This window comes from Bradyrhizobium liaoningense, from assembly GCF_018130825.1.
Taxonomy (GTDB): domain Bacteria; phylum Pseudomonadota; class Alphaproteobacteria; order Rhizobiales; family Xanthobacteraceae; genus Bradyrhizobium; species Bradyrhizobium liaoningense_B.
The window spans coordinates 110,385-135,523 of sequence record NZ_JAFCJS010000010.1 but is presented as its reverse complement, the minus strand read 5'-3'; the positions used below and the strand labels follow the sequence as shown (position 1 = coordinate 135,523).

Genomic DNA, 25,139 nt, shown 5'->3' with positions numbered 1-25,139 from the left:
AGGGGACGTGATGAGCTCGAAATTCTCTGCCGCGAACAAACTGGCGACCTGGCTTGCGGCGGGCGCCGTGGTTGCGATCGCCTTCGCGGCGCCGGCTGCGGCCGACACCAAGACCAAGCGCTATGACGAGCGCGGCCGGCCCTATTATGGCCCGAGCGGTCCCAACGCGGTCTATCAGCAGGGCCGCACCCGTATCTATGTGAGCAAGCGCTCCTGGCTCGATGGCGGCACCGAGGTCAATCCGGGCGACCGCAAGTTCATGGATTACGCCTTCCCGCCGGAGATCGGCTATCCGACCTTCGCACGCGAGAACAACAACCGGCCGATCGATCGCCAGCCGCTGAGCACGCCGGCCGACGTCGGCGGCTATCCGCGGAATTTCCCGCTGTACTGAGCGGACTGATTTCCGAATCAAGATGGCCGGGCTCACGCCCGGCCATTTTTGTTTTGGTGAGATGCCGTAGGGTGGGCAAAGGCGCCCTTGCGCCGTGCCCACGATCTCTCTCGATCACGAAAAATGCGTGGGCACGCTTGCGCTTTGCCCACCCTACGATTCCTGTTGCTTGGGTGAGATGCGTGCGCATCACGCGTTCGCAGCCGGATCGTACCGCCTGCAAAATTCCTCGATTGCCTCGGAGCGGAAATCGCCGAGCCGTTCAAAGATGAGCGCATCCGGCCAATCCCACCAGGCAATCCGGCGCAGGCTTGCCGCGACGGCATCAGGAAAGCGCTTGCGGATGGGGCGCGCGGGAACGCCGCCGACAATCGTGTAGGGCTCGACATCGCGGCTGACGACTGCGCCTGCGGCGATCACGGCGCCGTCGCCGACGTTCACGCCCGGCAGCAGGATGGCGGCGTGGCCGATCCAGACGTCATTGCCGACGATGACGCGGTCGCCGCGGCGCTCGGCGAAGAAGTCGCGGTCGCGCGTTGCCGACGCCTCGTAATATTCGGGGCAATAGGTGAAGCGATGCTGGGACGGACGGCCCATCGGATGATTGGGCGCACCGATCCGCACCGAATTGGCGATCGCCGTGAACTTGCCGATCGCGGCGTCGGCGACGTCGCAATGCTCGCCGAGATAGGAGTAGTCGCCGAGCGAGGCGTATTCGATGCGGGTGTTGGCGAGAACTTCACAGCGCCGCCCGATCTGCGCCTCGCGCCGGCGCACCGTTTCATGGATGATGGTTTCCGCGATCTTGGGGCGGGGTGCGCCCATGAGGTGGCTCCGAGTGCAGGTGCCGTAGGGTGGGCAAAGGCGCGAAGCGCCGTGCCCACCATCTCTCTCCAATAGCGATGAAGTGGTGGGCACGCTTCGCTTTGCCCACCCTACGAGAGCGGTGCTTGCCGTCAGGCGTGCAGCTTCTGCAATTCCTTCAGGATCGCTTCGCCCATCTGCGTGGTGGAAGCAGCCGTGGTGCCTTCCGACTTGATGTCGGCGGTGCGCAGGCCGCTGGCGAGCACGGCGGCGATGGCGGCGTCGACCTTGTCGGCGAGATCGCCCATGTCGAAGGAGTAGCGCAGCGCCATGCCGAAGGACGAGATCATCGCGATCGGATTGGCGAGGCCCTTGCCGGCGATATCAGGGGCCGAGCCGTGCACGGGCTCGTACAGCGCCCTGCGCTTCTTGGTCTTGACGTCGACCTCGCCGAGCGAGGCCGAGGGCAGCATGCCGAGCGAGCCCGTCAGCATCGCCGCGATGTCGGACAGCATGTCGCCGAACAGATTGTCTGTGACGATGACGTCGAACTGCTTCGGCCACTTCACCAGCATCATGCCGCCGGAATCGGCGAGCTGGTGCTCGAGCGTGACGTCGGGGTATTCGCGCTTGTGGACCTGGGTCATGACCTCGTTCCAGAGCACGCCCGACTTCATGACGTTGCGCTTCTCCATCGACGTCACCTTGTTCTTGCGCTTCCTGGCAAGCTCGAAGGCGACGCGGCCGATGCGCTCGATCTCATAGGTGTCGTAGACCTGGGTATCGATGGCGCGCTTCTGGCCGTTGCCGAGATCGGTGATGGTCTTGGGCTCGCCGAAATAGACGCCGCCGGTGAGCTCGCGCACGATGACGATGTCGAGGCCCTCGACCGCCTCGCGCTTCAGGCTCGAGGCTTCCGCCAGCGCCGGGTAGCACACGGCGGGACGGAGGTTGGCGAACAAAGCGAGATCCTTGCGCAGGCGCAGCAGGCCGGCTTCGGGGCGCACCTCGTAGGGCACCGCATCCCACTTCGGGCCGCCGACCGCGCCGAAGATGATGGCGTCGGCGGCAAGCGCCTTGGCCATGTCGCCCTCGGAGATCGACACCTTGTGGGCGTCATAGGCCGAGCCGCCGACCAGGCCGGTGTCGGTCTCGAACTTGGCGATCCCGGCCGAATTCAGCCAATCGATCAGCCGCTTCACCTCGCCCATTACCTCGGGGCCGATACCGTCGCCGGGGAGCAGCAGCAATTTGTGGGTCGCCATGGTCGTTTCCTCTGAGATCGAATTCGGCCGGAGTGCTAGAGCGGCGTTGCGCGCTTGGCAAGACACCATTGCCGCGCCGCGGCTGTGCAAGGCCGGCAGGGCCTGCCACAGTGCGCCCTGCCGGAGTATCCCTTGCACGCCCCTGAGCGCCCTCCACCCGACGCGCACCCTGCGCGGCTGATCCTGACCCTGTCGCTGGCGGCGACGGTCGGGCTTGGTATCGGCCGCTTCGCCTATGCGCTGGTGCTGCCCGACATGCGGGAGGACCTCGGCTGGTCCTACTCGGCGGCCGGTTTCATGAACACCATCAACGCCGTCGGCTACCTCGCGGGCGCTCTTGTGGCCTCCCGGCTGATCCGGCGCGTCGGCTGGTCGGCGGCGATCCGCGGCGGAACCCTGGCTTGCGTCGCCGCGCTCGCAACTTGCGCGCTGACCGGCAATTTCGTCGCGCTGAGCCTTGCCCGCCTCGTGCTGGGCCTGGGGGCGGCGGCCGGCTTCGTCGCCGGCGGCGCGCTGGCCGCGGCGATTGCGCAGTCGCGCCCCGAACGGGCCAATTTCCTGCTCAGCCTGTTCTATGCCGGCCCCGGCATCGGCATTCTCGCCTCCGGGCTGATCGCCCCGTTCACGCTGCAATATTTCGGACCGGGCTCGTGGTGGCTGGTGTGGTGGGCGCTGACGCTGCTGTCCGTTGCCATGACGATCCCGCTATTCCTGATCCGCATCGAGAGCGGCGCGCGTTTCTCGGAAGGCAGCCACGCCGCTTTCGCGATCCTGCCCGTGCTGATTTATCTGGCCGGCTACTTCCTGTTCGGCGCGGGCTACATCGCCTACATGACCTTCATGATCGCCTATGTGCGCGATGGCGGCGGCGGCGCCGCGGCGCAGGCGGCGTTCTGGAGCCTGATCGGCCTGTCCGCCTTCGTCACGCCCTGGGCCTGGCGCGGCGTGCTGGCGCTCGACCGCGGCGGGCTCGCCACTGCGATCATCCTCGGCACCAACGCGCTCGGTGCCGCCCTGCCGATGTTTGGGCATTCGCCCGCATGGCTCGCGGTGTCGGCGATCGTATTCGGCGTCGCCTTCTTCGCCGTGGTCGGCTCGACCACCGCCTTCGTGCGCTTCAATTATCCGCCCGAGGTGTGGCCGACCGCGATCGCGGCAATGACGATCTCGTTCGGCGTCGGCCAGACACTCGGCCCGATCGTGGTCGGCGCGATCACCGATGCGCTGGGGAGCTTGAGCTACGCGCTGAATGTCTCGGCCGCGCTGCTGGCGCTGGGTGCTGCGCTATCGCTGCTGCAGCGAAAGGTGGGGCCAGCCAAGCAACCGGTGCCGTAGGGTGGGCAAAGGCGCGCAGCGCCGTGCCCACGATTCTCTTCATGATGGACGGAATGGTGGGCACGCTTCGCTTTGCCCACCCTACGGCAGCAGAGCTAGCTCCCACTGAACGAATTATACCCCTGGTCTTCCCAATAGCCGCCCTTGTAGTCGTTGGTGACTTCCATCGAGACCACGTATTTCGGGTTCTTGAAGCCGAGCTTTGTCGGCACGCGGATCTTCATGGGGAAACCGTAGGCGCGCGGCAGAATCTCGTTCGCGTATTTGAACGTCATTTGCGTCTGCGGATGCAGCGCGCTGCGCATGTCGAGCGGCGAGTTGTAGCCGTCCTTGTCGGCGCACTGGAACCAGACATATTTCGCGCGCGTGTCGGCGCCGATCAGTTTTAAGAAATCGCGCAAGGGCGTGCCGGTCCAGCTGCCGATCGCGCTCCAGCCCTCGACGCAGATGTGACGGGTCACTTGCGTCACCTGCGGCAGCTTGTAGAGCTCCTCCAGCGTCCAGGACTTCTTGTTGTCGACGAGGCCGCGCACTTCGAGCTTCCAGTCGGCGCCATCGACATCGGGCGCGTCGTCGAGATCGTAATAGGCATTGAAGGGGAACGGCTTCGTGATCGCGCTCTCGGGGAAGGTCGGTGCCAGCGCGTCGGGATTGAAGATGAAAGCCTGCACGGCGTCGTTGAATTTCGAGACCTGTGCCAGCAGCGTATCGGCCGAGGACGAGTCCACGACGTCGCAGCCTGTCAGCAGCGTCAGCGCCCCCAGGCTGGCGCCGCCCGCAATGAAGCGGCGACGGGTAAAATCCGGCATCGTCTTGATGGCGTCCTTGATGAGCAACCGCTTGTCGACGCCGGGAATCAGGAATGAACGCTTGGCCATCGCTATTCTCCTTATCGCCCGATGATCATCGCGCGCAGGCTCTTCGGCACCAGCAGCGCGAGCAGGACGTGAATGACGAGGAAGGCGCAGATCGCGGCCATGCAGAAGAAGTGCACGTAGCGCGCGGTCGGATAGTCGCCGAACAGCATGACGAGATAATAGAGCTGGACCGGCTTCCACATGCCGAGGCCGGACAGCACGATCAGCACGCCGACCACGATGATGCCGGCATAGAGCAGGCGCTGCACGTAATTGTAGACGGTGAGATCGTCATGGCCGAGCTTGAAGGTCAGGGCAGCCCTGACGTCGTGGAGCACGCCTGACGGCGTGATCGGCAGCAGTTTTTTCCGGAAGCGGCCGGTGGCGAAGCCGGTGACGACATAGGCGAGGCCGTTGATCATCAAGAGCCACATCGCCGCAAAATGCCAGAGCAGGCCGCCGCCGAGCCAGCCACCCAACGTGTACTCGCGCGGGAAGCTGAAACCGAACAGCGGCGACGCGTTGTAGATTTGCCAGCCCGACAGGATCATCAGGATCATGGCGAGAGCGTTGATCCAATGCATGACGCGGACCCAGGCCGGCTGGATCACTTTGGTCGGGGTGGCCCTGACCTGCTCGTCGGTGACTGTGAGGCTCGCCATGATGGTTCCGTCCTGAACGTCGTGTGACACCGAATATACGCCGATGCGTCCGCTTTCGTTACGCCCCGTTGGCCATCGAATCGATGCCCGCGGGCTATGCTGGTCACAAAAAGGCGAGCCGGGCACCCCCGGCTCGCCGTCTCGAAGCATCCGGTTTGGGGGATGAAACCGGGCTGCGCGGTGTTACGTCGCCGGCATCAGCACGGTGTCGACCACATGGATGACGCCGTTCGACTGGTTGACGTTGGTGATCGTCACCATCGAGGTACCGCCCTTGGCGTCGACGATCCAGACCTTGCCGTCCATCTTCTTGACCGTCAGCTCCTCGCCCTCGGCGGTCTTCAGCTTCTTGCCGTCGGTGAGGTCGGAGGCCTCGAGCTTGCCGGGCACCACATGGTAGGTGAGGATCTTGGTCAGCGTCGCCTTGTTCTCAGGCTTGACGAGGGTGTCGACGGTGCCGGCCGGCAGCTTGCCGAAGGCGGCGTTGGTCGGCGCGAACACCGTGAACGGGCCCTTGCTTTCCAGCGTCGGCACGAGGCCGGCGGCCTTCACGGCGGCGACCAGCGTGGTGTGATCCTTCGAATTGACCGCGTTCTGGACGATGTTCTTCGACGGGAACATCGCGGCCCCGCCGACCATCACGGTCTTCTCCTCGGCACGCACCGGCGCGACCACGGTCGCGGTGATGGCAAGGGCGCTGAAGGCGGCGGCAGCGAGATAGGCAATGCGCTTCGACATGGAGAATCTCCCGATTGAATTGAGCCGGCGATGGCCGGTGTTAGAGTTGGGCAACAACGGTGCTTGCGACCTCTTGGCGTGGAGCAGCAGCGCCGTCGTTGGACCGAACTACGGGAGGGTTTGCGATGCGGTTTCGGGGAAAAATTCTTTGTGATGCGTGAAACTATCGGGCGGCGCATCCGTGTGGCAGCGCGCGCTCAGCGCTCGGTGTCGTAGGGTGGGCAAAGCGCAGCGTGCCCACCAAACGCAAATGCGGAGAGAGATGGTGGGCACGGCGCTTCGCGCCTTTGCCCACCCTACAGCAGTGCGCCCGTTGCGGCGGTGTGCCCGTTGCGGCCGTGTGCCCGCTTCAATCCCTGTTGTTCGGCGTCTGGATGAACCCGCGATTGTGCGTCGGGCTGATCAGCAGCTCGTTGATGCAGACGCGCGGCGGCATGCTGGCGATGAAGGCGATGGTGCGCCCCAAATCTTCAGGCTGCAGCATCCGGGCCTGCTCCTCTTCGCTCGGCACCACCGGACGCAGCTTCAGGATCGGGGTCGCCACCTCGCCCGGCATCAGGCAGCAGGCGCGCAGGCCGTTGACGCATTCGTCCATGTTGAAGGAATGGGTCAGCGCCAGCACCGCATGCTTGGTGGTGGTGTAGGCCGGGCCCGGCATCTTCGAGACGTGGCGGCCGGCCCAGGACGAGACGTTGATGATCGAGCCGTCCTGCTGCTTGCGCATCGTCGGCAGCACCGCGCGCATGCAATAGAGCACGCCGTTGAGATTGACCTGGACCAGCTTGTCCCAGCCCTCCTGTTCCATGTCCTGCCAGCTGCGTTTGGGAACATTGATGCCGGCATTGTTGACCAGCAGATCGATGCGGCCGTGCTTGGCGACGATCTGATCGGCCGCCTTCCGGGCCGCCGCGGCGACGGACACATCCAGCGCGATGGCCTCGGCCGCCCCGCCCGCGGCCGTGATCTTGGCAACCACGGCATCCAGGGCGTCCCTGCGCCGGCCGGACACCACCACCGTCCAGCCATCAGCGGCGAGCGCCTCGGCACCGGCCTCCCCGATCCCGCTGCCGCCGCCCGTCACCCAGGCCACGCGTTTCCCGTTTTTTGACATGCAAACTGTCTCCGTTGCTTCATTGGGGCGGTTTTTGCTAATCCAGCCCTCGGTTTTGACCGGCCTTGTCAGTCTTGCGGTCGAGGAAATCTTGCATGAACCACGCAGCCAACGCCAACCTGTTTTCCCGCCTGTTCGACGGCCTGGATGATCCCAAACGCCTCGCGATCGAGACGCAGGACGGCGCCCATATCAGCTATGGCGATCTGATCGCGCGCGCAGGCCAGATGGCGAACGTGCTGGTCGCGCGCGGCGTGAAGCCGGGTGACCGCGTCGCCGTGCAGGTGGAGAAATCCGTCGCCAACATCGTGCTCTATCTGGCGACCGTGCGGGCCGGCGCGGTCTACCTGCCGCTCAACACCGCCTATACGCTGAACGAGCTCGACTACTTCATCGGCGATGCCGAACCCTCGCTGGTGGTCTGCGATCCCTCCAAGGCGGAAGGTCTCGCGCCGGTCGCCGCCAAGGTGAAGGCCAAGGTCGAGACGCTCGGCGCTGACGGCAAGGGCTCGCTGACGGACGCCGCCGACAAGGCGAGCAGCGAGTTTACAACGGTGCCGCGCGAAAACGATGATCTCGCCGCGATCCTCTACACCTCGGGCACCACCGGCCGCTCCAAGGGCGCGATGCTCACCCACGACAATCTGGCGTCGAACTCGCTCTCGCTCGTCGGCTACTGGCGCTTCACCGACAAGGACGTGCTGATCCACGCGCTGCCGATCTACCACACCCATGGCCTGTTCGTTGCGACCAACGTGACGCTGTTCTCGCGCGCGTCGATGATCTTCCTGCCGAAGCTCGATCCGGACCTGATCATCAAGCTGATGGCGCGCGCCACGGTTCTGATGGGCGTGCCGACCTTCTACACCCGCCTGCTGCAGAACGCGGCGCTGTCGCACGAGACCACCAAGCACATGCGGCTGTTCATCTCGGGCTCGGCGCCGCTGCTCGCCGACACCCATCGCGAATGGTCGGCGCGCACGGGACATGCGGTGCTCGAGCGCTACGGCATGACCGAAACCAACATGAACACGTCGAACCCCTATGACGGCGAGCGCGTGCCCGGCGCGGTCGGCTTTCCCCTCCCCGGCGTGTCCGTGCGCGTCACCGAGCCCGAGACCGGCAAGGAATTGCCGCGCGAGGAGATCGGCATGATCGAGGTGAAGGGCCCGAACGTGTTCAAGGGCTATTGGCGGATGCCGGAGAAGACCAAGTCCGAATTCCGGCCCGACGGCTTCTTCATCACCGGCGATCTCGGCAAGATCGACGACAAGGGCTACGTCCACATCCTCGGCCGCGGCAAGGATCTCGTGATCTCGGGCGGCTTCAACGTCTATCCCAAGGAGATCGAGAGCGAGATCGACGCCATGCCGGGCGTGATCGAATCCGCCGTAATCGGCGTGCCCCATGCCGATTTCGGCGAAGGCGTCACGGCGGTGCTGGTCTGCAACAAGGGCGCCGATGTCAGCGAGGCCTCGGTGCTGAAGGCACTCGACGGGCGGCTCGCGAAATTCAAGATGCCCAAGCGCGTCTTCGTCGTCGACGAGCTGCCGCGCAATACGATGGGCAAGGTACAGAAGAACGTGCTGCGGGATACGTACAAGGATATTTACGCGAAGAAGTGAGACGCGCTCGTCGTCCTTGCGGATGAAGCCGTAGGGTGGGTTAGCTCCGGGCTGCGCGAAGCGCAGTCCCTTGGCGTAACCCACCTCTTTGCATTCCGCGACGGCAGAAGCGGTGGGTTACGCTAGCGAACTGTGCTTCGCACAGCCGCCAGCTAACCCACCCTACGAAGTCAGCCCACCAGGCTCATCACAAACCTGCTGCCGACGATAAACAGATAACACCCGAATGCGGCCTCCAGCGTCCGCTTGGACATCGCGTGCGCGGCTCTCACACCGAACGGTGCGGTGACAAGGCTCATCGGCATTACCAGCACGGCGCCGATCAGCGAGACGTAGCCGAGCGCGAAGGGGACTTGCAGCGCTGCGACGCCGGGATAGGTCGTCGCCGCCGGCCAGCCGGCATAGATGTAGCCGAGCGCGCCGGGAATCGAGATCAGCACGGCGAGCGCCGACGAGGTCGCGACCGCCTGGTGAATCGGTCGGCTGTAGAAGGTCATCAACAGGTTCGAGAACAGGCCGCCGCCGATGCCCATCAGCGTGGACAGGATGCCGACGCAGAAGCCGTAGGCGCGCATCAAGGGTCCTTTCGGCAGATCGTCGCCGAACTTCCAGCCTTCGCGCGCGAAGATGAGACGCGCGGCCGCCGACCAGGCGACGCAGACGAACACGATCTTGAACAGCCGCTCCGGCGCGAAGCGCGCGACGACGCTGCCGGCGACGACGCCGATCACGATCGGCAGCCACCAGACGCGCAGGATCGACATATCCACGGCGCCGCGCTTGTAGTGCGCCTGGAACGAGCGGATCGAGGTCGGGATGATCACCGCGAGCGAGGTGCCGATGCAGAGCGGCATGCGCACCTCCAGCGGCACGCCGGCGATGCGGAAGCATTCGTAGAACACGGGCACGAGAATCGCGCCGCCGCCGATGCCGAACACGCCGGCCAGGAATCCCGAGAGCGCGCCGGTTGCGATCAGCAGCAGCGCGAGCTCGACGACGTCGAAGACATCGAGACCGCTCATCGGCGGCGATCCGCCGGCAGCTCTCGCGGACGCGCGATTGCCGTCAGGCTGACATGGGTGGGCATGGGCAAGTCCCGGACTGCTTGGATCCGGCCAAGGTAGACCCTTCCGTTTTTCGGCGCTATCTCTGGCAGGCGGCATACTCCCTTGCGAAATGCGGAAGGATGGCGATGGACCAGCTTGCGGCGATGGCGACCTTCGTGCGGGCCGTGGACGCCGGCAGCCTGTCGGCGGCGGCGCGATCATTGCCGAGCTCGCTGACGTCGGTGAGCCGGCAGATTTCCGCGCTCGAGCGGCATTTCGGCACGCGCCTTTTGATGCGGACGACGCGGCAGCTCGCACTCACCGAGGATGGGCGCATCCTCTACGAGCGCGCCAAATCGATCCTCGGCGAGTTCAAGGAGATCGAAGAGGGACTGGCCGGCAATCGCCGCGAGCCGTGGGGGCGGCTGCGCGTCAGCGCGCCGACATTGATGGGGCGCCTGCTGATCGCGCCGCTGCTCGGCGATTTCCTACGCGCCTACCCATCGCTATCCGTGGACCTGCTGCTGGTCGATCGCAACGTCGATTTGATCGAGGAGGACGTTCACCTGGCGCTTCGCGTCGGGCGCATGCCCGATTCGCAGCTGGTGATGCGAAAGCTCGCGGAGGTGCAGATGATCCACTGCGCCTCGCCCGATTACCTCGCCCGCCGCGGCGAACCGCATACGCCTGCCGACCTCACGCAGCATGATTGCCTGGTGTTTTCCGACGCGCCGGGCGCTGCAACGTGGCGATTCGGCCGCGAGGCGAATGGCGGAACGCGCGTCCGCATCCCGGGACGGCTTTGGATCAACAGCCTCGATGCGCTCGCGGCCGCCGCCGAGAGCGGCGCAGGCATCGTCCGGGTGCCGTCATGGCAGGTGGAGCGGCAGCTGGCTGAAGGACGCCTGCGGCGCCTGCTGCGCGCGCACGAGCCGGCGCCGGCGCCGCTGCACGCGCTGTATCAGCCGTCGCGACTCGGCTCGACGAAGATTCGCGCCTTCATCGATTTCCTGGTCGAGCGGTGGCGCGGAAGCGATCCGCTCAGCCGGTGATCTCTGTGGCGGGGTGGAATGCAGGGTGCGCATATCCGGACCGGATCAAATCAGATGGTGAGGAGGAGGGTTGGCGCCGGGGAGAGCAAGGCTGGTGACGCCTTTGGTCGATCTCTGCCCGGTTTGGACGGCATGGTCCGTTTAGAGGTGTTCCAATAGTAATTTCAACGCGCCTCGGCTCTTTCGGAAAGGGTGAATCAATATTCTTTTCTTCGTTGGCGGACCGAGGCCCTGGTATACCAAGCCCCTGATTGGCCTTGTTTCATCAAGGCTGTAGAGCTGAACCGGGGTTCGATTTATGGCGATTTGGTGATTGCGCAGGCCAAACCGACTCCGTAAATAGAGCCGACCTTTCGCGATCCCCGCGCGCGCCCTCAAGGGCCGCCATACAACATCAAAGCCCATGACCGCACGGATCGAACGACCGCTTTCACCACACATGCAAGTCTACCGCTGGACGCTGACGATGGCGCTGTCCATCATCCATCGCGCCACCGGTATCGCCCTTTACGCCGGAACCCTGCTGCTGGCCTGGTGGCTGATCGCGGCGGCTTCAGGCCCCGCCGCCTATGCCCATGTCCAGGCCTTCACCGGCAGCATCATCGGCCGGCTGATCGTGTTCGGCTACACCTGGGCGCTGATGCACCATATGCTGAGCGGCATCCGGCATTTCGTCTGGGACCTCGGCTACGGCTTCAAGGCCAATGAGCGCGAGGCCCTGACCTGGGGCGCAGCGATCGGCGGCATCGCCCTGACGGTGCTGATCTGGATCATCGCCTACGCGATCGGAGGTGGACGATGAGCGCAGCTGATACGCCCAAGCGCAGCATGCGCACCCCGCTCGGCCGCGTCCGCAATCTGGGCGCTGCGCATTCCGGCACATCCGATTTCTGGCGCCAGCGCCTCACCGCGGTGGCGATGACGCTGCTGATGATCCCGGTGCTGGTGATCATCATGATGACGCTCGGCCGCAACCAGGCCGGCGCCAAGCAGATCCTCGGCTCGCTGCCGATCGCCGTCATCATGATGCTCTTCATCGTCGCCAGCGCCTGGCACATGAAGATCGGCATGCAGGTCGTGATCGAGGACTACGTCCACAACGAGAAGCTGAAGCTCGTATCGATCATGCTCAACAACTTCTTCTCGATCGCGGTCGCGCTCGCCTCGATCTACGCGATTCTCCAACTGTCATCCGGAGTGTAACCCATGGCCAACGAGACGAATGGCAAGGGCAACGGCGCTCCCGCCACCAACGGCAAGGCCTATCCGATCGAAGACCACACCTATGACGTCGTCGTGGTCGGCGCCGGCGGCGCCGGTCTGCGCGCCGTCGTCGGCTGCAGCGAGGCCGGTCTTCGCACCGCCTGCATCACAAAAGTGTTTCCGACCCGTTCGCACACGGTCGCGGCGCAGGGCGGCATCTCGGCTTCGCTCGGCAACATGCACAAGGACGACTGGCGCTGGCACATGTACGACACCGTGAAGGGGTCGGACTGGCTCGGCGACCAGGACGCGATCGAATACATGGTGCGCAACGCGCCCGACGCGGTCTACGAGCTCGAGCATTGGGGCGTGCCGTTCTCGCGCACCGAGGACGGCAAGATCTACCAGCGTCCGTTCGGCGGCATGACCACCGAATTCGGCAAGAGCCAGGCGCAGCGCACCTGCGCCGCCGCCGACCGCACCGGCCACGCCATGCTGCACACGATGTACGGCCAGTCGCTGCGCCACGCGGCCGAGTTCTTCATCGAGTTCTTCGCCATCGACCTGATCATGGACGACCAGGGCACCTGCCGCGGCGTCATCGCGCTCAAGCTCGACGATGGCACGCTGCACCGCTTCCGCGCCCAGACCGTGATTCTCGCCACCGGCGGCTACGGCCGCGCCTACGCCTCCTGCACCTCGGCGCACACCTGCACCGGCGACGGCGGCGGCATGGTGCTGCGCGCCGGCCTGCCGATGCAGGACATGGAGTTCGTGCAATTCCACCCGACCGGCATCTACGGCTCGGGCTGTCTCGTCACCGAGGGCGCGCGCGGCGAAGGCGGCTATCTCGTCAACTCCGAGGGCGAGCGCTTCATGGAGCGCTACGCGCCGTCAGCAAAGGACCTCGCCTCGCGCGACGTCGTCTCGCGCGCGATGACCATCGAGATCCGCGAGGGCCGCGGTGTCGGCAAGAAGAAGGATCACATCTTCCTTCATCTCGACCATCTCGATCCCGCGGTGCTCGCCGAGCGCCTGCCGGGCATCTCCGAATCGGCCAAGATCTTCGCCAATGTCGACGTGACGCGCGAGCCGATCCCGATCGTGCCGACCGTGCACTACAACATGGGCGGCATCCCCACCAACTATCATGGCGAAGTGCTGACCAAGAAGGACGGCGACGACAACGCGATCATCCCTGGCCTGATGGCGATCGGCGAAGCAGCCTGCGTCTCCGTGCACGGCGCCAACCGCCTCGGCTCCAACTCGCTGATCGACCTCGTCGTGTTCGGCCGCGCCGCGGCGCTCCGTCTCGCCGAGAAGCTGACGCCCAACGCCAAGCAGCCGGAGCTGCCGGCGAACTCGTCGGACCTCGCGCTCGGCCGTCTCGACCATTATCGCTACGCCTCCGGCGGCACGCCGACCGCGAAGCTGCGCGAAGGCATGCAGCACGTGATGCAGAACAACTGCGCGGTGTTCCGTACCGGCGAAGTCTTGAGCGAAGGCCAGAACCTGATCCAGAAGGTCCACAGCGGCATCACCGACATCGCCGTGTCCGACCGCTCGCTGGTATGGAATTCGGACCTCGTCGAGACGCTGGAGTTCGACAATCTGATCTCGCAGGCCGTGGTGACGATGAACTCGGCCGCCAACCGCACCGAGAGCCGCGGCGCTCACGCCCGCGAGGACTTCTCCGACCGCGACGACAAGAACTGGATGAAGCACACGCTGGCCTGGCTCGACGATGCCGGCAAGGTCAAGATCGAGTACCGCCCGGTTCACAACTACACCATGACCAACGACGTGCAGTACATCCCGCCGAAGGCGCGCGTGTACTGATCGAACAGCGAAGGCCTTATCGAAATGGTTGAATTCGCACTTCCGAAGAACTCCAAGATCACCGGCGGCAAGACCTGGCCGAAGCCCGCGGGCGCGACCGAGCTCCGCGAGTTCAAGGTCTATCGCTGGAATCCTGATGACGGCAAGAATCCGAGCGTCGACACTTATTACGTCGACACGAATGATTGCGGTCCGATGGTGCTGGACGGCCTGATCTGGATCAAGAACCACATCGACCCGTCGCTGACCTTCCGCCGCTCCTGCCGCGAAGGCGTGTGCGGCTCCTGCGCCATGAACATCGACGGCCAGAACACGCTGGCCTGCACCCGCTCGATGCACGACGTCAAGGACGGCGCGGTGAAGATCAACCCGCTGCCGCACCAGCCGGTCGTCAAGGACCTCGTCCCCGACCTCACCAATTTCTACGCGCAGTATGCCTCGGTCGAGCCGTGGCTGAAAACGACCTCGCCCACGCCGCAGAAGGAATGGCGCCAGAGCCACGAGGACCGCGAGAAGCTCGACGGTCTCTACGAATGCATCCTCTGCGCCTGCTGCTCGACCTCGTGCCCGAGCTATTGGTGGAACAGCGAGCGCTATCTCGGGCCCGCCGCGCTGCTGCAGGCCAACCGCTGGGTCTCCGATTCGCGCGACGAGGCCACCGGCGAGCGCCTCGACAATCTCGAGGACCCGTTCCGGCTCTATCGCTGCCACACCATCATGAACTGCGCCAAGGCCTGCCCGAAGGGCCTCAACCCGGCCGAAGCCATCGCCGAGCTGAAGCTCAAGATGGTCGAGCGCCAGATCTAAGGGCAACCGAATCGGACATCGCGGGAGCCATCCAGCCTCCCGCGATCGCCCTCTCACGCCTGCGCCGTGGGACGAACGACGATATCGCTGACATCGACGTCTGCCGGCTGCTCGACAGCGAACGCGATGGCTCGGGCGATGGCATCCGGTGCGATGGCGATTTCGTCCATCATGGCTGCAATTTCCGCTTTGATCTTCGGGTTCGTCATTGAGCCCGGAAAGTCGGTCTTCACGAATCCCGGTGAGATGCCCGTGACGCGCAATCGCTTCCCCGCCTCGAGGCGCAGGCCCTCCGAGATCGTGCGGACAGCGTTTTTCGTGCCTGCATAGACCGCCTGGTTCGGTACGACCTTCAGGCCTGCCGTCGACATCACCGTCACGAAGTGACCAAAACCCTGCCGACGGAAGACCGGAAGCGCGGCGGCGATGCCGTAGAGAAATCCCTTGAGGTTGACATCGATCATCGCCTCCCAATCGTCGACATTGAGATCGTCGATCGGCGAAATTGGACCGATACCGGCATTCGCGACAAAGACGTCGAGCCTGCCATATGTCCGGCAGGCGAACGCAACGAACTCCTCGAGCTCCCGGCGGTCGGCGACATTCGTCGCTCTGTGAACAGCCTGCCCTCCGGCGCCAACAATCTCGTCGACCAGCAACGACAGCCGCTCCGCGCGACGCGCGCCGAGAATGACTTTTCCGCCGCGCGCAGCAAGGAGGCGCGCAGTTGCCGCGCCGATGCCACTGCTGGCTCCCGTAATGGCGATAACTTTTCCCTCCATCGTCACGGCTTCCCTCCTTTGGCAGAGATTCTTCCGCCCGCGGTTTTGCACCGTCGTCGTGGACGGTCTATGATCTGGACACCGTAATTTCGTCGCGAACGTCCAGAACCGATGACCGACGCCCTGTCCGATCTGCTCTCGTTTCTCGAAATCCGGGGTGCCCGGTGCACGCGGTTCGAGGCCGGCGGAAAATGGGCGTTCAGATTTCCCGCAAAGCCGGCGTTAAAATTCGCGGCAGTCCTGCGCGGAGAATGCTGGATCATGCTGCCGGGGCGGAATCCGCAACGGCTGACGGCGGGCGATACGTTCCTTCTCGCCGAAGCTCCGCAATATGTGCTCGCAAACGATCCGCAGCTCGAGCCGCAGGACGGACTGGCGTCCTTCGACTGGGAGCATTCCGACATCGCCCGCCACGGCGGATCCGAGACGGCGCTGCTCGCCGGCAGTTTCGTTTTCGAGGCACTTCACGTGCGATTGCTGCTCGATGCGTTGCCGGAGTTCATGCTGATCCCAGCGGCGGACGGGACGGCCCCTCTCCTGCGCGGCCTTCTCGAAATTCTCGATCGCGAGATTCACTCCGGGCAGATGGGCGTCTCCTTTGTGACCCGGCGCCTTGCCGAGGTGCTTCTCGTTCAGGTCCTGCGGGGGTACGGCACGCGCTACGGCAACGACGAAGCCAGCTGGGTCGGCGCCGCGGCCGATCCGAGGATCGGGGCCGCACTGAACCTCATGCATGCCGACGTCGCGCGTCGCTGGACGGTCGACGAGCTGGCGCGCGCTGCCGGCATGTCGCGGTCTGCATTTGCGGTCGCGTTCAAGCACAGGGTTGGCACGCCACCGCTCGATTATCTGTTGCGTTGGCGCATGCAGGTCGCGCGCTCCGGATTGCTGAGGGGCGAGACGATCGCGGCCGTTGCCGCCAAGGTCGGCTACGCATCGGCCAGTGCGTTCGGCAATGCGTTCAAGCGCATTCACGGCACGCCGCCAAAGCGATATGGGTCCGCTGACAGATCGATGCCGCGGGACGGTCCCGAGCCGGCAGGGGCGACTGGCGAGCTGAAGCCCGAGATGGTCGAGCGGCGGATCTAGCATCGTTCATGCCATGGCCCCCGGCCACCGCGGCCGGGGCATGCCACGATCGGCGTCAGTTTGAGTAGAATTTGCCGCAACGCGCGTGGCGCGCGATTCGATCGAATACAACCCAAGATTATAGTCACAAGCCGCTTCCTTCCCGGCGGGAAATTCAAGTAAGCTCTCCGGTCTGGGACCGGAGCGACCGTGCAGGGAGCGCAACGCAATTCGCTGAGGCTTTTGCAGTGGATGATGGTTGCATCCCTGGCGCTGCCGATTGCGCTGTTCGCGATCGCCTCCACGATCTCCTACACCTCGACCAGGGACATCGCCGACCGCGAGATCGAGCGTACGCTCGATGTCGCGCATGAGCATGCGCTCAAGGTGTTCGAGACCATCGACCGCAGCCTGTCCGAGCTCAACGAGGTCGTGCGCGGCCTTCCCGACGACGTCATTCGCGCGCGCGAAGCGGCGCTGCACCGCCGGCTGAAGCGGCTGACCGATTCGCTGCCGCAGCTCAAATCGGCCTGGATCTTCGACGCGGACGGAAAGGCGCTGGTCAACAGCCTCGTTTCGCCGCCATCTCAGTTGAGCTTTTCGGACCGCGACTATTTCTACGCCCATGTCGACCAGAGCATCGGCACCTTCATCGGCATGCCGCTGACGCCGCGTCCGCCCTACCAGGGCGCGCGCTTCTTCAGCATGAGCCGCCGCCGCGACTCCGACGACGGCAGCTTCATCGGCGTGATCCAGGCCTCCGTCCTGCCGGAATATTTCGAGAGTTTCTACGCCAGGATCGGCTCGGATCCCGGCAGCTTCTTCGCGATGGGTCGCACCGACGGCGTGGTGCTGGCGCATTTCCCGCGGCTCGACCGCGACCTCCGGCTCGATCCGGGCGGACCGGTCGGCCGCGAGATCGCCGCGCACCCCGCGCAGGGGCTCATGACCATCGCCTGGCCGTCGGACGGGATCGAGCGCCGCATCGGCTACAGGCGTGTCGCCGAATATCCGATCTATGTCAGCGCCGGGCTCGAGACGTCGGCGATCCGCGCGCGCTGGCTCGCCACCATGGGCCAGCATCTGGTGTTCGGCGTTCCCGCCACGGCGCTGCTGTTCCTGCTGCTCGCATTCGCCTTCCGGCGCACCCAGCATCTGCAGATGGAAGCCGCAAAGCGGCGCGAAGCCGAGGAGGCGCTCAAGCACAGCCAGCGTCTGGAGGCGCTCGGCCAGCTCACCGGCGGCGTCGCCCACGACTTCAACAATCTGCTGACCGTGATCCGCGCCTCGGTCGATCTGCTGAACCGCCCGCAGCTGAGCGAAGAGCGACGGCAGCGCTACATCACGGCGATCGCGGACGCGGTGGCGCGCGCGGCCAAGCTGACCTCGCAGCTGCTTGCCTTTGCGCGGCGCCAGACCCTGAAACCGGAAGTGTTCGACGTCGGCGAGCGTTTGCAGTCGCTGCACGACATGCTCGCGACGCTGCTGGGACCGGCCATCGAGATCGCGATGCGGCTGCCGGCGGAGCCGTGCCTCGTCAATGCCGATGCCAGCCAGTTCGAAACCGCGCTGATCAACATGGCGACCAATGCGCGCGATGCCATGCTGGGCAAGGGCAGGATCAGCTTCACCGTCGAGGCGGCGACGACCATTCCCGACACGCCGGCGCACGTCTCGGGCAGTCATATCCCGGCAAGCCTTGGCTTCGTCGGCGTCATCGTCAGCGACACCGGCGTCGGCATTCCGGCCGCGCGCCTCGGGCGGATCTTCGAGCCGTTCTTCACCACCAAGCAGGTCGGCCACGGCACCGGTCTTGGCCTGTCCCAGGTGTTCGGTTTCGCCCGGCAATCCGGCGGCGAGGTGACGGTCGCGAGCGAAGTCGGCCAGGGCAGCACCTTCTCGCTCTATCTCCCGCGCGTGCCCGCGGACCTCCTGCCGCAGCAGCAGGCGCCGAACACCGCGCCTGCGATGGCCGGCAGCGGCATGTCGGTACTGCTGGTCGAGGACAATATCGAGCTCGCCAATTTCGCCGCCGATGGCCTCACCGCGCTCGGCTACACCATCACGCTGGTCGACAATGCCGCCGATGCGCTTGCCGAGCTTGTCGTCGACGCCGATCGTTTCAATGTCGTGTTCTCCGACATCGTGATGCCCGGGATGACCGGGCTCGATCTGGCGCGGGCGATCCGCGATCGCGGCATCAAGGTGCCGGTCGTGCTGACCACCGGCTACAGCCAGGCGCTGTCCCAGGAAGGCAGCCTCGGTTTCGATCTCGTGCAAAAACCCTATTCGGTCGAGGAGCTGTCGCGCGTGCTGCACCGGGCTGCGCGGCTGCGGCGGGTGCGCGACGGCGCCGCCGAATAGGGCATTTGGGAACTGACCGGAACCGGCTGATTTGTCTCGCGTTATCCGGCCATGCAAAAGCCAGCCGGGAAACGCGACCAGGGCAAGACGCCACCCATTGTCGAGATCAAAGGCGAGAATGGCGAGGAGGTCGCTCCGCCGCCGCCCGAGGTGCTCGAACCCGATCCCGAGCTCTCTCCCGAAGAGGCCGAGCAGGCCCGCAAGGATTATCTGCTGACCCGGTTCTGGATCAGCGCGCGCGGCTTCTGGGGCCGCAACGGCGACCGCCTCGCCTGGCCGTTCTCGATCGGCCTCGGCGTGCTGATCGTCCTCACCGTCGGCTTCCAGTACGGCATCAATGTCTGGAATCGCGCGATCTTCGATGCGATCGAGCAGCGCGACGCGACGAGCGTCTTCCATCTCACCGCCCTGTTCTTCCCGCTCGCGATCGGCAGCATCGTGCTCGGCGTCGTGCAGGTGTTCGCGCGCATGGGCATCCAGCGGCGCTGGCGGGCCTGGCTCACGAGCAGCGTGCTGACACGCTGGCTCACGAACGGGCGCTACTACCAGCTCAACCTCGTCGGCGGCGACCACGAGAATCCGGAATACCGGATCGCGGAGGATTTGCGCATCGCGACCGACTCGCCGGTCGATTTCCTCGCCGGCGTCACCTCGGCGCTGCTGTCGGCCGCGACCTTCATCGTCGTGCTCTGGACCATCGGCGGCGCGCTCACCGTCACGCTCGGCGGCTCCTCGGTGACCATTCCCGGCTTCCTCGTGATCGCCGCCATCCTCTACGCCACGATCGCATCCGGCTCGATCATGGTGATCGGCCGTCGCTTCGTGCAGGTCTCGGAGGACAAGAACCAGGCCGAGGCCGATTTCCGCTACACGCTGACGCGCGTGCGCGAGAACGGCGAGAGCATCGCGCTGCTCGGCGGCGAGCAGGAGGAGCGCGACGGCCTCGACCGCAATTTCACCAACGTGCTGCGGCAATGGGCGCGGCTCGCAGGGCAACACATGCGCACCACGCTGGTGTCGCAAGGGTCGAGCCTGGTTGCGCCGGTCGTGCCGCTGCTGCTCTGCGCGCCGAAATTCCTCGACGGCAGCATGACGCTCGGGCAGGTGATGCAGGCGGCGTCCGCCTTCACTATCGTGCAGAGCGCGTTCGGCTGGCTGGTCGACAATTATCCGCGGCTCGCCGACTGGAACGCCTGCGCGCGCCGCATCGCCTCGCTGATGATGTCGCTCGACGGTCTCGAACGCGCCGAGCAGGGCGACGGCCTCGGCCGCATCAAGCGCGGCGAGACGCGCAACGAGGCGATGCTGGAGCTGCGCGATCTCTCCGTCACGCTCGATGACGGCACCGCGGTGGTCGGCGAGACCGAGGTGGTGATCGAGCCCGGCGAGCGGCTGCTGGTCGCCGGCGAATCCGGCACCGGCAAGAGCACGCTGGTGCGCGCCATTGCGGGGCTGTGGCCGTGGGGCGGCGGCAGCGTCAATTTCCATCCCGACCGGCGGCTGTTCATGCTGCCGCAGCGGCCCTACGTGCCCTCGGGATCGCTGCGCCGTGCCGTCGCCTATCCCGGGGCCGAAGAGGATTGGACGGTCGAGGAGATCGGGGAAGCCCTGCACAAGGTCGGCCTCGATCATCTCAAGGAGAAGATCGAGGACGAGGGACCGTGGGACCAGACGCTGTCGGGCGGCGAGAAGCAGCGCCTCGCCTTCGCGCGGCTGCTGCTGCACAGCCCTGATATCGTCGTGCTCGATGAAGCGACCTCGGCGCTCGACGAGAAGAGCCAGGACAAGATGATGAAGATGGTCACCGACGAGCTGCCGAAGGCGACCATCGTGAGCGTCGCGCATCGCGTCGAGCTGGAAGCCTTTCACAGCCGCAAGATCGTGCTGGAGCGCCGCAAGGGCGGCGCAAGGCTCGTCAGCGACGTCGACCTGATCCCGCGCAAGGGCCGGCGCAGGCTGCTCGGGCGATTCCTGAGGCAGCGGAAGGTGGCGAAGCAGGCGGCGTGAGGCACGCGGCCTGTAGCCCGGATGGAGCGAAGCGCAATCCGGGAAAGTCCATCCGTGCGGCGAGAATCCCGGATTTCGCTGCGCTCCATCCGGGCTACGGACCTTTCGCGAAGATTGGAGTCCCCGCCAAAACCGGCTATGCATGCGCCGCTTGCAACGAGGACCTGCTGCTTGACGCCCGACAATGCTCCATCGACCGCGCCGTTCGGCGCGTTTGCGCCGAACGCGGCGCAGGCCGCGATCATCAGCCTCGCGACGCGATCGGGGCTGAAGCGCGGCGCGTTTAGGCCCTGGCTGTCGCGGCTGGTCAATCTGCTGCGCGGCGGGCCGATCGATGTACAGTACCAGGGCGCCTCGTTTCGCTTCTATCACCAGGGCAGCGCGACCGAGCGCGGCGCGTTGTTCAATCCCGACTACAATCTCGACGAGCTCGACTTCCTGCGCCAGCACACGCCCGCTGGCGGCGTGTTCGTCGACGTCGGCGCCAATGTCGGCACGTTTGCGCTGGTGATGGCGCGGCAGGTAGGACCCACGGGCAAGGTGGTCGCGATCGAGCCGCATCCGCTGACCTTCGGACGGCTCTCCTTCAACCATGCCGCATCGAAGGCGACGCAAGTGCGCCTGATTCAGGCCGCGGCGGGCGAGCGCGACGGCGAGCTGATGATCGAGAGCGGCGGCGGCAATCTCGGCGCCACGCATGTCGTGACCGGCGCGGCCAGCGCCGACGCCATCAAGGTGCCGTCACTGCGCTTGATGCGCATTCTCGACGAGGCCGACGTGCGCCAAGTCGATTCGCTCAAGATCGACGTCGAGGGTTTCGAGGACCGCGTGCTGATCGGCTTCTTCCGCGACGCACCGCAATCGCTGTGGCCGCGCGCGGTGGTGATCGAGCATCTGTCACAAAACGAATGGCAGCAGGATTGTATTGCCGATATGGTCGCGCGCGGCTTTGCAGTCGTGCGCAAGACACGAAGCAATACGTTCCTGTCACGCTGACGGGACCAACAACGGAGGTTGTGATGATCGACCATCTCGGTTTCTCTGTCTCCGACTATGAGCGCGCGAAAGCGTTCTATGCGAAGGCGCTGGCTCCGCTCGGCTACGGCCTGATCATGGAGGTCACCGCGGAGCAGACGGGTCATGCTGCGGCGGCCGGCTTCGGCGCCGACGGCAAGCCGGATTTCTGGTTCGGCGGCGAAGGCGCCATGAACAAGCCGGTGCACATCGCGATCGCGGCCAAGGACCGTGCCACCGTCGATGCCTTCTACAAGGCGGCGATCGCGGCCGGCGGCCGCGACAACGGTCCGCCGGGCATCCGCCCGCATTATCACGCGAACTATTATGGCGCCTTCGTGCTCGATCCCGATGGCCACAACATCGAAGCGGTCTGCCATCTGCCCCAATAGGGCGCTTCGACACGATGCGATAAGGGAACATCGGCACGGCATCGTCGTTATCGTCCTCTGGACAATGATCTCGATGATGCCGATGCCGATCGAACCGCCCGAGATTCCACCGGCAACACCGGGGACTCCCGCTGAACCGCCGCCGGGCATTCCGCCTGGCAATCCGCAGCCCGACATCACGCCGCCGGTGCGCGAGCCCGGCGAAACACCGCGGCCCGACGAATTGCCGGGCCAAGTGCCTGAAGAGATTCCATCGCGCGGGCCGAACGGCCCGCTCACTCCCAATCCTGCGACGGACGCAACACCGCCGCGACAGCACATATGAGGCGACGCACCACATGTGAGGCGATTGCAAGAAGCGTCTGAATGCGCAATGAACGTCGCCATAGTGAGATGATTTGCGTGCAGAAATAAATCGGGCCGCGAGCGCTTCGCCCGCCACAATGCGGCCTAACGCGTAGCTGTTCATCCCAACCACTTCGTCAAAGAACCTTCCGGGGAAGTTCACCACCATGACCAACCTTCGTTTCGTGCTGCTTGCGACGACGGCTCTCACCGCGATGCAATTGGCCAACACTGCATCGCATGCGCAGAGCGCTTCGCCGCTCGTGGTTGCGCAGGCCCAACCGCAAGAGACGGGCCCTGACGGAAAACCGAAGCAGCCGCCGAAGGGCCCGCCTGCGGCCACGCCGCCTGCCGCGCCCGCGCGCCCCGCTGCACCGCCGCCCGCCGCTGCACCGCCCCACCCGCCCGCTGCGCCTCCGCCGGCTGCCGCACCGGCGCGCCCTGCAGCGCCGCCTCCGCCACCGCCTCCGCCCGCAGCTCGTCCGGCTGCGCCGCCGCCACCCCCACCGCCTGCTGCTCCGAAGCCTGCTGCGCCGCCTCCGGCCGCGGCCCCGCAGCAGCACGCCCCGACACCGCCGCCTCCTGCGCCGCCCGCGGCACGTCCGGCGCCCACGCCGCCGGCACCGCCTCCCGCCGCGGCCCCGCAGCACGCGCCGACGACCCCGCCTCCGGCGGCACGTCCGGCTCCGACACCTCCGCCTCCCACAGCGGCTCCTGCGGGGCGGCCCACGCCTGCGCCCACGCCAGTGCCAACGCCCGCGGCGCCTGCAGCCCGCCCCGGTGCACCTGCGCCGGCAGCCACTCCCGCTCCGACAGCGACACCCGCACCGACGACAACACCTGCGCCGACCGCAACGCCGGCTCCGGGCAGCACGCCCGGCGCACCGCCGGCTGGCCGCCCCGGCGCACCTCCGCCCGGCGCACGTCCCGGCTCGCCTCCGGCGGCGGGATCGCCGGCCCCCGGTGCTGCGCCCGCTCCAACGGCAACGCCCGCCCCTGGTGGCACCGCGACACCGCCGCCCGGACGTCCGGGATCGCCGCCCCCAGCTCCCGGCGCGGCCCCCGCCCCGACGGCGACTCCAGCTCCCGGCCAACAGGGTGGAACGCCTCCTGCCGGCGCACCGGCAGCCGGAACTCCGGCTGCGCCGCCCCAGGCCGGCGGTCTCCCGCCCCGGCCCCCGGCACCCGCCGGCGCTGCAGCTCCGACTGTCGTCCCAGGCTCGGCCGCCGCAGCGCCACCGCCGAACAGGCCGCAGTACGCACAGCCGACGGTCGCGCCCGCTTTCCGCGCCGCGCCGACCGTCGCTGCACCCTTGCCGCCTCCGCCCCGTCCGCCGCAGCGTGATCTCACGCCGCTGGCGATCGGCGCGGGCGTGGTGGCCGGCGCCGTGATCGGCGCAACCATCGCCGACATGCACAGGGAGCGGCGCGAGGTCGTCGAAGGCGGCCGCACCGTCTACACCGAGCCGGACCGCATCATCATCCGCGATCCGGGCGGGCAGGCCTATGTCCGCGGCAACGATCTCTATCGCTTCCGTTACGGCGCCCGCGACATCCGCACCGACACTGTCGGCGGCGAAACCCGCACCGTCGTGATCCGTCCCGATGGCAGCGAGGTGATCACCGTGGTCGGCCCGGACGGCTCGCTGCTGCGACGAATCCGCAGGGACCCCGGCGGGCGCGAGATCGTCATCATCGACAACAGCTACCGCGATCCGCGGTCGGTCGGCGGCTTCTATGTCGACGTGCCGCCGCCGGTCGTGAACATTCCCTACGATCGCTACATCGTCGACGCGCAGGAGGCGTCGCCGGACGTGATCTACGCGACGATGCAGGCGCCGCCGGTGCAGCGGATCGATCGGCGTTACTCGCTCGACGAGATCCGCTACAGCCCGAATGTCCGCATGCAGATGCCGAGCATCGACGTCAACACGATCAACTTCGAGACGGGATCGTGGACCATCCCGCCGGACCAGGCGGCCCGGCTGCAGGTGATCGCCGACGGCCTCAACCAGGCGATCCAGCGCAACCCGCGCGAGGTGTTCCTGATCGAGGGCCACACCGACGCGGTCGGCAACGAGGTCGACAATCTGTCGCTCTCGGACCGCCGTGCGCAATCCGCGGCCGAATTGCTGACGCAGCAGTTCAATGTGCCGGCGGAGAACCTGACGTCGCAGGGCTATGGCGAGCAGTACCTGAAGGAGCAGACGCAGGGACCGAGCCTGATCAACCGGCGCGTCACGGTCCGCCGCATCACGCCGCTGCTCAACGGCGGGCAGGCCTCGCTGCCGCCGCCCCCGCCCGGCACCGCGCCGCCGCGGTAAGGCTTACACAAATGCAAATGGCCGGGAGCGATCCCGGCCATTTTTGTTTCTCTTGTAGGGTGGGTTAGCCGAAGGCGTAACCCACCACTGCTCTTATCCGCGGGG

The 25,139-nt window shown here is 66.1% G+C and carries 23 protein-coding genes; 15 read left to right on the top strand and 8 right to left on the bottom strand.

Translation table 11 applies throughout. The features are described from left to right. Nucleotides 1-10 precede the first annotated feature (10 nt). On the top strand, nt 11-394 hold the full coding sequence (locus tag JQ603_RS33195) for a hypothetical protein (protein ID WP_212346358.1): 384 nt from the start codon (nt 11-13) through the stop codon (nt 392-394). A 189-nt stretch (nt 395-583) separates the two neighbouring features. Here the strand turns inward: JQ603_RS33195 and JQ603_RS33190 are convergent, their stop codons facing one another. Both JQ603_RS33190 and leuB read right to left on the bottom strand, forming a co-directional pair. Further along, complete coding sequence (locus JQ603_RS33190) at nt 584-1,219, bottom strand: DapH/DapD/GlmU-related protein (RefSeq protein ID WP_212346356.1); 636 nt, start codon at nt 1,217-1,219, stop codon at nt 584-586. Between the two features lie 131 nt (nt 1,220-1,350). Next, nucleotides 1,351-2,463 carry a 3-isopropylmalate dehydrogenase gene (gene leuB / locus JQ603_RS33185; RefSeq protein ID WP_212346354.1) on the bottom strand — a complete coding sequence of 371 codons (1,113 nt, stop codon included), beginning with the start codon at nt 2,461-2,463 and terminating at the stop codon, nt 1,351-1,353. Between the two features lie 132 nt (nt 2,464-2,595). Between leuB and JQ603_RS33180 the strand changes: the two genes are divergently transcribed. After that, complete coding sequence (locus tag JQ603_RS33180; protein ID WP_212346352.1) at nt 2,596-3,798, top strand: YbfB/YjiJ family MFS transporter; 1,203 nt, start codon at nt 2,596-2,598, stop codon at nt 3,796-3,798. Nucleotides 3,799-3,893: 95 nt separating this feature from the next. Here the strand turns inward: JQ603_RS33180 and JQ603_RS33175 are convergent, their stop codons facing one another. From JQ603_RS33175 to JQ603_RS33160, 4 genes are all read right to left on the bottom strand, one after another. Then, nucleotides 3,894-4,676: a molybdopterin-binding protein gene (locus JQ603_RS33175; protein WP_212346349.1), complete on the bottom strand. Its 783-nt coding sequence runs from the start codon at nt 4,674-4,676 to the stop codon at nt 3,894-3,896. A gap of 11 nt (nt 4,677-4,687) precedes the next feature. Beyond that, on the bottom strand, nt 4,688-5,317 hold the full coding sequence (locus JQ603_RS33170) for a cytochrome b/b6 domain-containing protein (RefSeq protein ID WP_212346346.1): 630 nt from the start codon (nt 5,315-5,317) through the stop codon (nt 4,688-4,690). Nucleotides 5,318-5,500: 183 nt separating this feature from the next. Continuing rightward, nucleotides 5,501-6,055, bottom strand: a complete 555-nt coding sequence (locus JQ603_RS33165) for a fasciclin domain-containing protein (protein ID WP_212346343.1) — start codon at nt 6,053-6,055, stop codon at nt 5,501-5,503. Nucleotides 6,056-6,404: 349 nt separating this feature from the next. After that, nucleotides 6,405-7,166, bottom strand: coding sequence for an SDR family oxidoreductase (locus JQ603_RS33160; RefSeq protein ID WP_212346340.1), 762 nt, complete (start codon nt 7,164-7,166; stop codon nt 6,405-6,407). A gap of 95 nt (nt 7,167-7,261) precedes the next feature. Here JQ603_RS33160 and JQ603_RS33155 point away from each other — a divergent pair, with 95 nt between their 5' ends. Continuing rightward, complete coding sequence (locus tag JQ603_RS33155) at nt 7,262-8,791, top strand: malonate--CoA ligase (RefSeq protein WP_212346338.1); 1,530 nt, start codon at nt 7,262-7,264, stop codon at nt 8,789-8,791. 170 nt (nt 8,792-8,961) lie between these two features. On the opposite strand, the gene JQ603_RS33150 is transcribed toward JQ603_RS33155, so the two are convergent. Further along, nucleotides 8,962-9,813, bottom strand: coding sequence for a sulfite exporter TauE/SafE family protein (locus tag JQ603_RS33150; RefSeq protein ID WP_212346335.1), 852 nt, complete (start codon nt 9,811-9,813; stop codon nt 8,962-8,964). Nucleotides 9,814-10,001: 188 nt separating this feature from the next. Between JQ603_RS33150 and JQ603_RS33145 the strand changes: the two genes are divergently transcribed. The 5 genes from JQ603_RS33145 (at nt 10,002) to JQ603_RS33125 (ending at nt 14,738) form a co-directional block, all read left to right on the top strand. Then, complete coding sequence (locus tag JQ603_RS33145) at nt 10,002-10,889, top strand: LysR family transcriptional regulator (protein WP_245004018.1); 888 nt, start codon at nt 10,002-10,004, stop codon at nt 10,887-10,889. A gap of 403 nt (nt 10,890-11,292) precedes the next feature. Continuing rightward, nucleotides 11,293-11,691 (top strand): succinate dehydrogenase, cytochrome b556 subunit, encoded by a 399-nt coding sequence (sdhC, locus tag JQ603_RS33140; RefSeq protein WP_212346332.1) that lies wholly within the window; start codon nt 11,293-11,295, stop codon nt 11,689-11,691. Continuing rightward, the gene (gene sdhD / locus JQ603_RS33135) at nt 11,688-12,092 is read left to right on the top strand and encodes a succinate dehydrogenase, hydrophobic membrane anchor protein (protein WP_212346330.1); all 405 of its coding nucleotides are present in this window, start codon (nt 11,688-11,690) and stop codon (nt 12,090-12,092) included. Before sdhC ends, sdhD begins: the two co-directional genes overlap by 4 nt. A 3-nt stretch (nt 12,093-12,095) precedes the next feature. Beyond that, entirely contained in the window at nt 12,096-13,931 is a 1,836-nt protein-coding gene (gene sdhA / locus JQ603_RS33130; protein ID WP_212346328.1) for a succinate dehydrogenase flavoprotein subunit, read from the top strand. Between the two features lie 24 nt (nt 13,932-13,955). Further along, nucleotides 13,956-14,738, top strand: a complete 783-nt coding sequence (locus JQ603_RS33125) for a succinate dehydrogenase iron-sulfur subunit (protein WP_100236830.1) — start codon at nt 13,956-13,958, stop codon at nt 14,736-14,738. 53 nt (nt 14,739-14,791) lie between these two features. Here the strand turns inward: JQ603_RS33125 and JQ603_RS33120 are convergent, their stop codons facing one another. After that, nucleotides 14,792-15,520, bottom strand: a complete 729-nt coding sequence (locus tag JQ603_RS33120; protein ID WP_212346636.1) for an SDR family oxidoreductase — start codon at nt 15,518-15,520, stop codon at nt 14,792-14,794. A gap of 111 nt (nt 15,521-15,631) precedes the next feature. Between JQ603_RS33120 and JQ603_RS33115 the strand changes: the two genes are divergently transcribed. The 7 genes from JQ603_RS33115 (at nt 15,632) to JQ603_RS33090 (ending at nt 25,034) form a co-directional block, all read left to right on the top strand. Then, a complete protein-coding gene (locus tag JQ603_RS33115; protein WP_212346326.1) occupies nt 15,632-16,609 on the top strand; it encodes an AraC family transcriptional regulator in 978 nt (325 codons plus the stop codon). Between the two features lie 189 nt (nt 16,610-16,798). Next, a complete protein-coding gene (locus JQ603_RS33110; protein WP_212346324.1) occupies nt 16,799-18,952 on the top strand; it encodes a hybrid sensor histidine kinase/response regulator in 2,154 nt (717 codons plus the stop codon). Nucleotides 18,953-19,003: 51 nt separating this feature from the next. Further along, nucleotides 19,004-20,959, top strand: coding sequence for an ABC transporter ATP-binding protein/permease (locus JQ603_RS33105; RefSeq protein WP_212346322.1), 1,956 nt, complete (start codon nt 19,004-19,006; stop codon nt 20,957-20,959). A gap of 171 nt (nt 20,960-21,130) precedes the next feature. Continuing rightward, nucleotides 21,131-21,955, top strand: a complete 825-nt coding sequence (locus JQ603_RS33100; protein ID WP_212346320.1) for an FkbM family methyltransferase — start codon at nt 21,131-21,133, stop codon at nt 21,953-21,955. A gap of 23 nt (nt 21,956-21,978) precedes the next feature. Then, nucleotides 21,979-22,365 (top strand): VOC family protein, encoded by a 387-nt coding sequence (locus JQ603_RS33095; RefSeq protein ID WP_212346318.1) that lies wholly within the window; start codon nt 21,979-21,981, stop codon nt 22,363-22,365. An 82-nt stretch (nt 22,366-22,447) separates the two neighbouring features. Then, nucleotides 22,448-22,690 carry a hypothetical protein gene (locus JQ603_RS38185; protein WP_245004027.1) on the top strand — a complete coding sequence of 81 codons (243 nt, stop codon included), beginning with the start codon at nt 22,448-22,450 and terminating at the stop codon, nt 22,688-22,690. 187 nt (nt 22,691-22,877) lie between these two features. Further along, nucleotides 22,878-25,034: an OmpA family protein gene (locus tag JQ603_RS33090; protein WP_212346315.1), complete on the top strand. Its 2,157-nt coding sequence runs from the start codon at nt 22,878-22,880 to the stop codon at nt 25,032-25,034. Nucleotides 25,035-25,139: the final 105 nt, after the last annotated feature.

Excerpts from the sequence above, each read along its gene's own strand:
- sdhD (WP_212346330.1), top strand. The coding sequence starts at position 11,688 with ATGAGCGCAGCTGATACGCCCAAGCGCAGCATGCGCACCCCGCTCGGC.
- JQ603_RS33120 (WP_212346636.1), bottom strand. The coding sequence starts at position 15,520 with ATGGAGGGAAAAGTTATCGCCATTACGGGAGCCAGCAGTGGCATCGGC.
- leuB (WP_212346354.1), bottom strand. The coding sequence starts at position 2,463 with ATGGCGACCCACAAATTGCTGCTGCTCCCCGGCGACGGTATCGGCCCC.
- JQ603_RS33175 (WP_212346349.1), bottom strand. The coding sequence starts at position 4,676 with ATGGCCAAGCGTTCATTCCTGATTCCCGGCGTCGACAAGCGGTTGCTC.
- JQ603_RS33125 (WP_100236830.1), top strand. The coding sequence starts at position 13,956 with ATGGTTGAATTCGCACTTCCGAAGAACTCCAAGATCACCGGCGGCAAG.
- sdhA (WP_212346328.1), top strand. The coding sequence starts at position 12,096 with ATGGCCAACGAGACGAATGGCAAGGGCAACGGCGCTCCCGCCACCAAC.
- sdhC (WP_212346332.1), top strand. The coding sequence starts at position 11,293 with ATGACCGCACGGATCGAACGACCGCTTTCACCACACATGCAAGTCTAC.
- JQ603_RS33145 (WP_245004018.1), top strand. The coding sequence starts at position 10,002 with ATGGCGACCTTCGTGCGGGCCGTGGACGCCGGCAGCCTGTCGGCGGCG.
- JQ603_RS33105 (WP_212346322.1), top strand. The coding sequence starts at position 19,004 with ATGCAAAAGCCAGCCGGGAAACGCGACCAGGGCAAGACGCCACCCATT.
- JQ603_RS33160 (WP_212346340.1), bottom strand. The coding sequence starts at position 7,166 with ATGTCAAAAAACGGGAAACGCGTGGCCTGGGTGACGGGCGGCGGCAGC.
- JQ603_RS38185 (WP_245004027.1), top strand. The coding sequence starts at position 22,448 with ATGCCGATCGAACCGCCCGAGATTCCACCGGCAACACCGGGGACTCCC.
- JQ603_RS33190 (WP_212346356.1), bottom strand. The coding sequence starts at position 1,219 with ATGGGCGCACCCCGCCCCAAGATCGCGGAAACCATCATCCATGAAACG.
- JQ603_RS33090 (WP_212346315.1), top strand. The coding sequence starts at position 22,878 with ATGACCAACCTTCGTTTCGTGCTGCTTGCGACGACGGCTCTCACCGCG.
- JQ603_RS33115 (WP_212346326.1), top strand. The coding sequence starts at position 15,632 with ATGACCGACGCCCTGTCCGATCTGCTCTCGTTTCTCGAAATCCGGGGT.
- JQ603_RS33170 (WP_212346346.1), bottom strand. The coding sequence starts at position 5,317 with ATGGCGAGCCTCACAGTCACCGACGAGCAGGTCAGGGCCACCCCGACC.
- JQ603_RS33155 (WP_212346338.1), top strand. The coding sequence starts at position 7,262 with ATGAACCACGCAGCCAACGCCAACCTGTTTTCCCGCCTGTTCGACGGC.
- JQ603_RS33165 (WP_212346343.1), bottom strand. The coding sequence starts at position 6,055 with ATGTCGAAGCGCATTGCCTATCTCGCTGCCGCCGCCTTCAGCGCCCTT.
- JQ603_RS33195 (WP_212346358.1), top strand. The coding sequence starts at position 11 with ATGAGCTCGAAATTCTCTGCCGCGAACAAACTGGCGACCTGGCTTGCG.
- JQ603_RS33150 (WP_212346335.1), bottom strand. The coding sequence starts at position 9,813 with ATGAGCGGTCTCGATGTCTTCGACGTCGTCGAGCTCGCGCTGCTGCTG.
- JQ603_RS33095 (WP_212346318.1), top strand. The coding sequence starts at position 21,979 with ATGATCGACCATCTCGGTTTCTCTGTCTCCGACTATGAGCGCGCGAAA.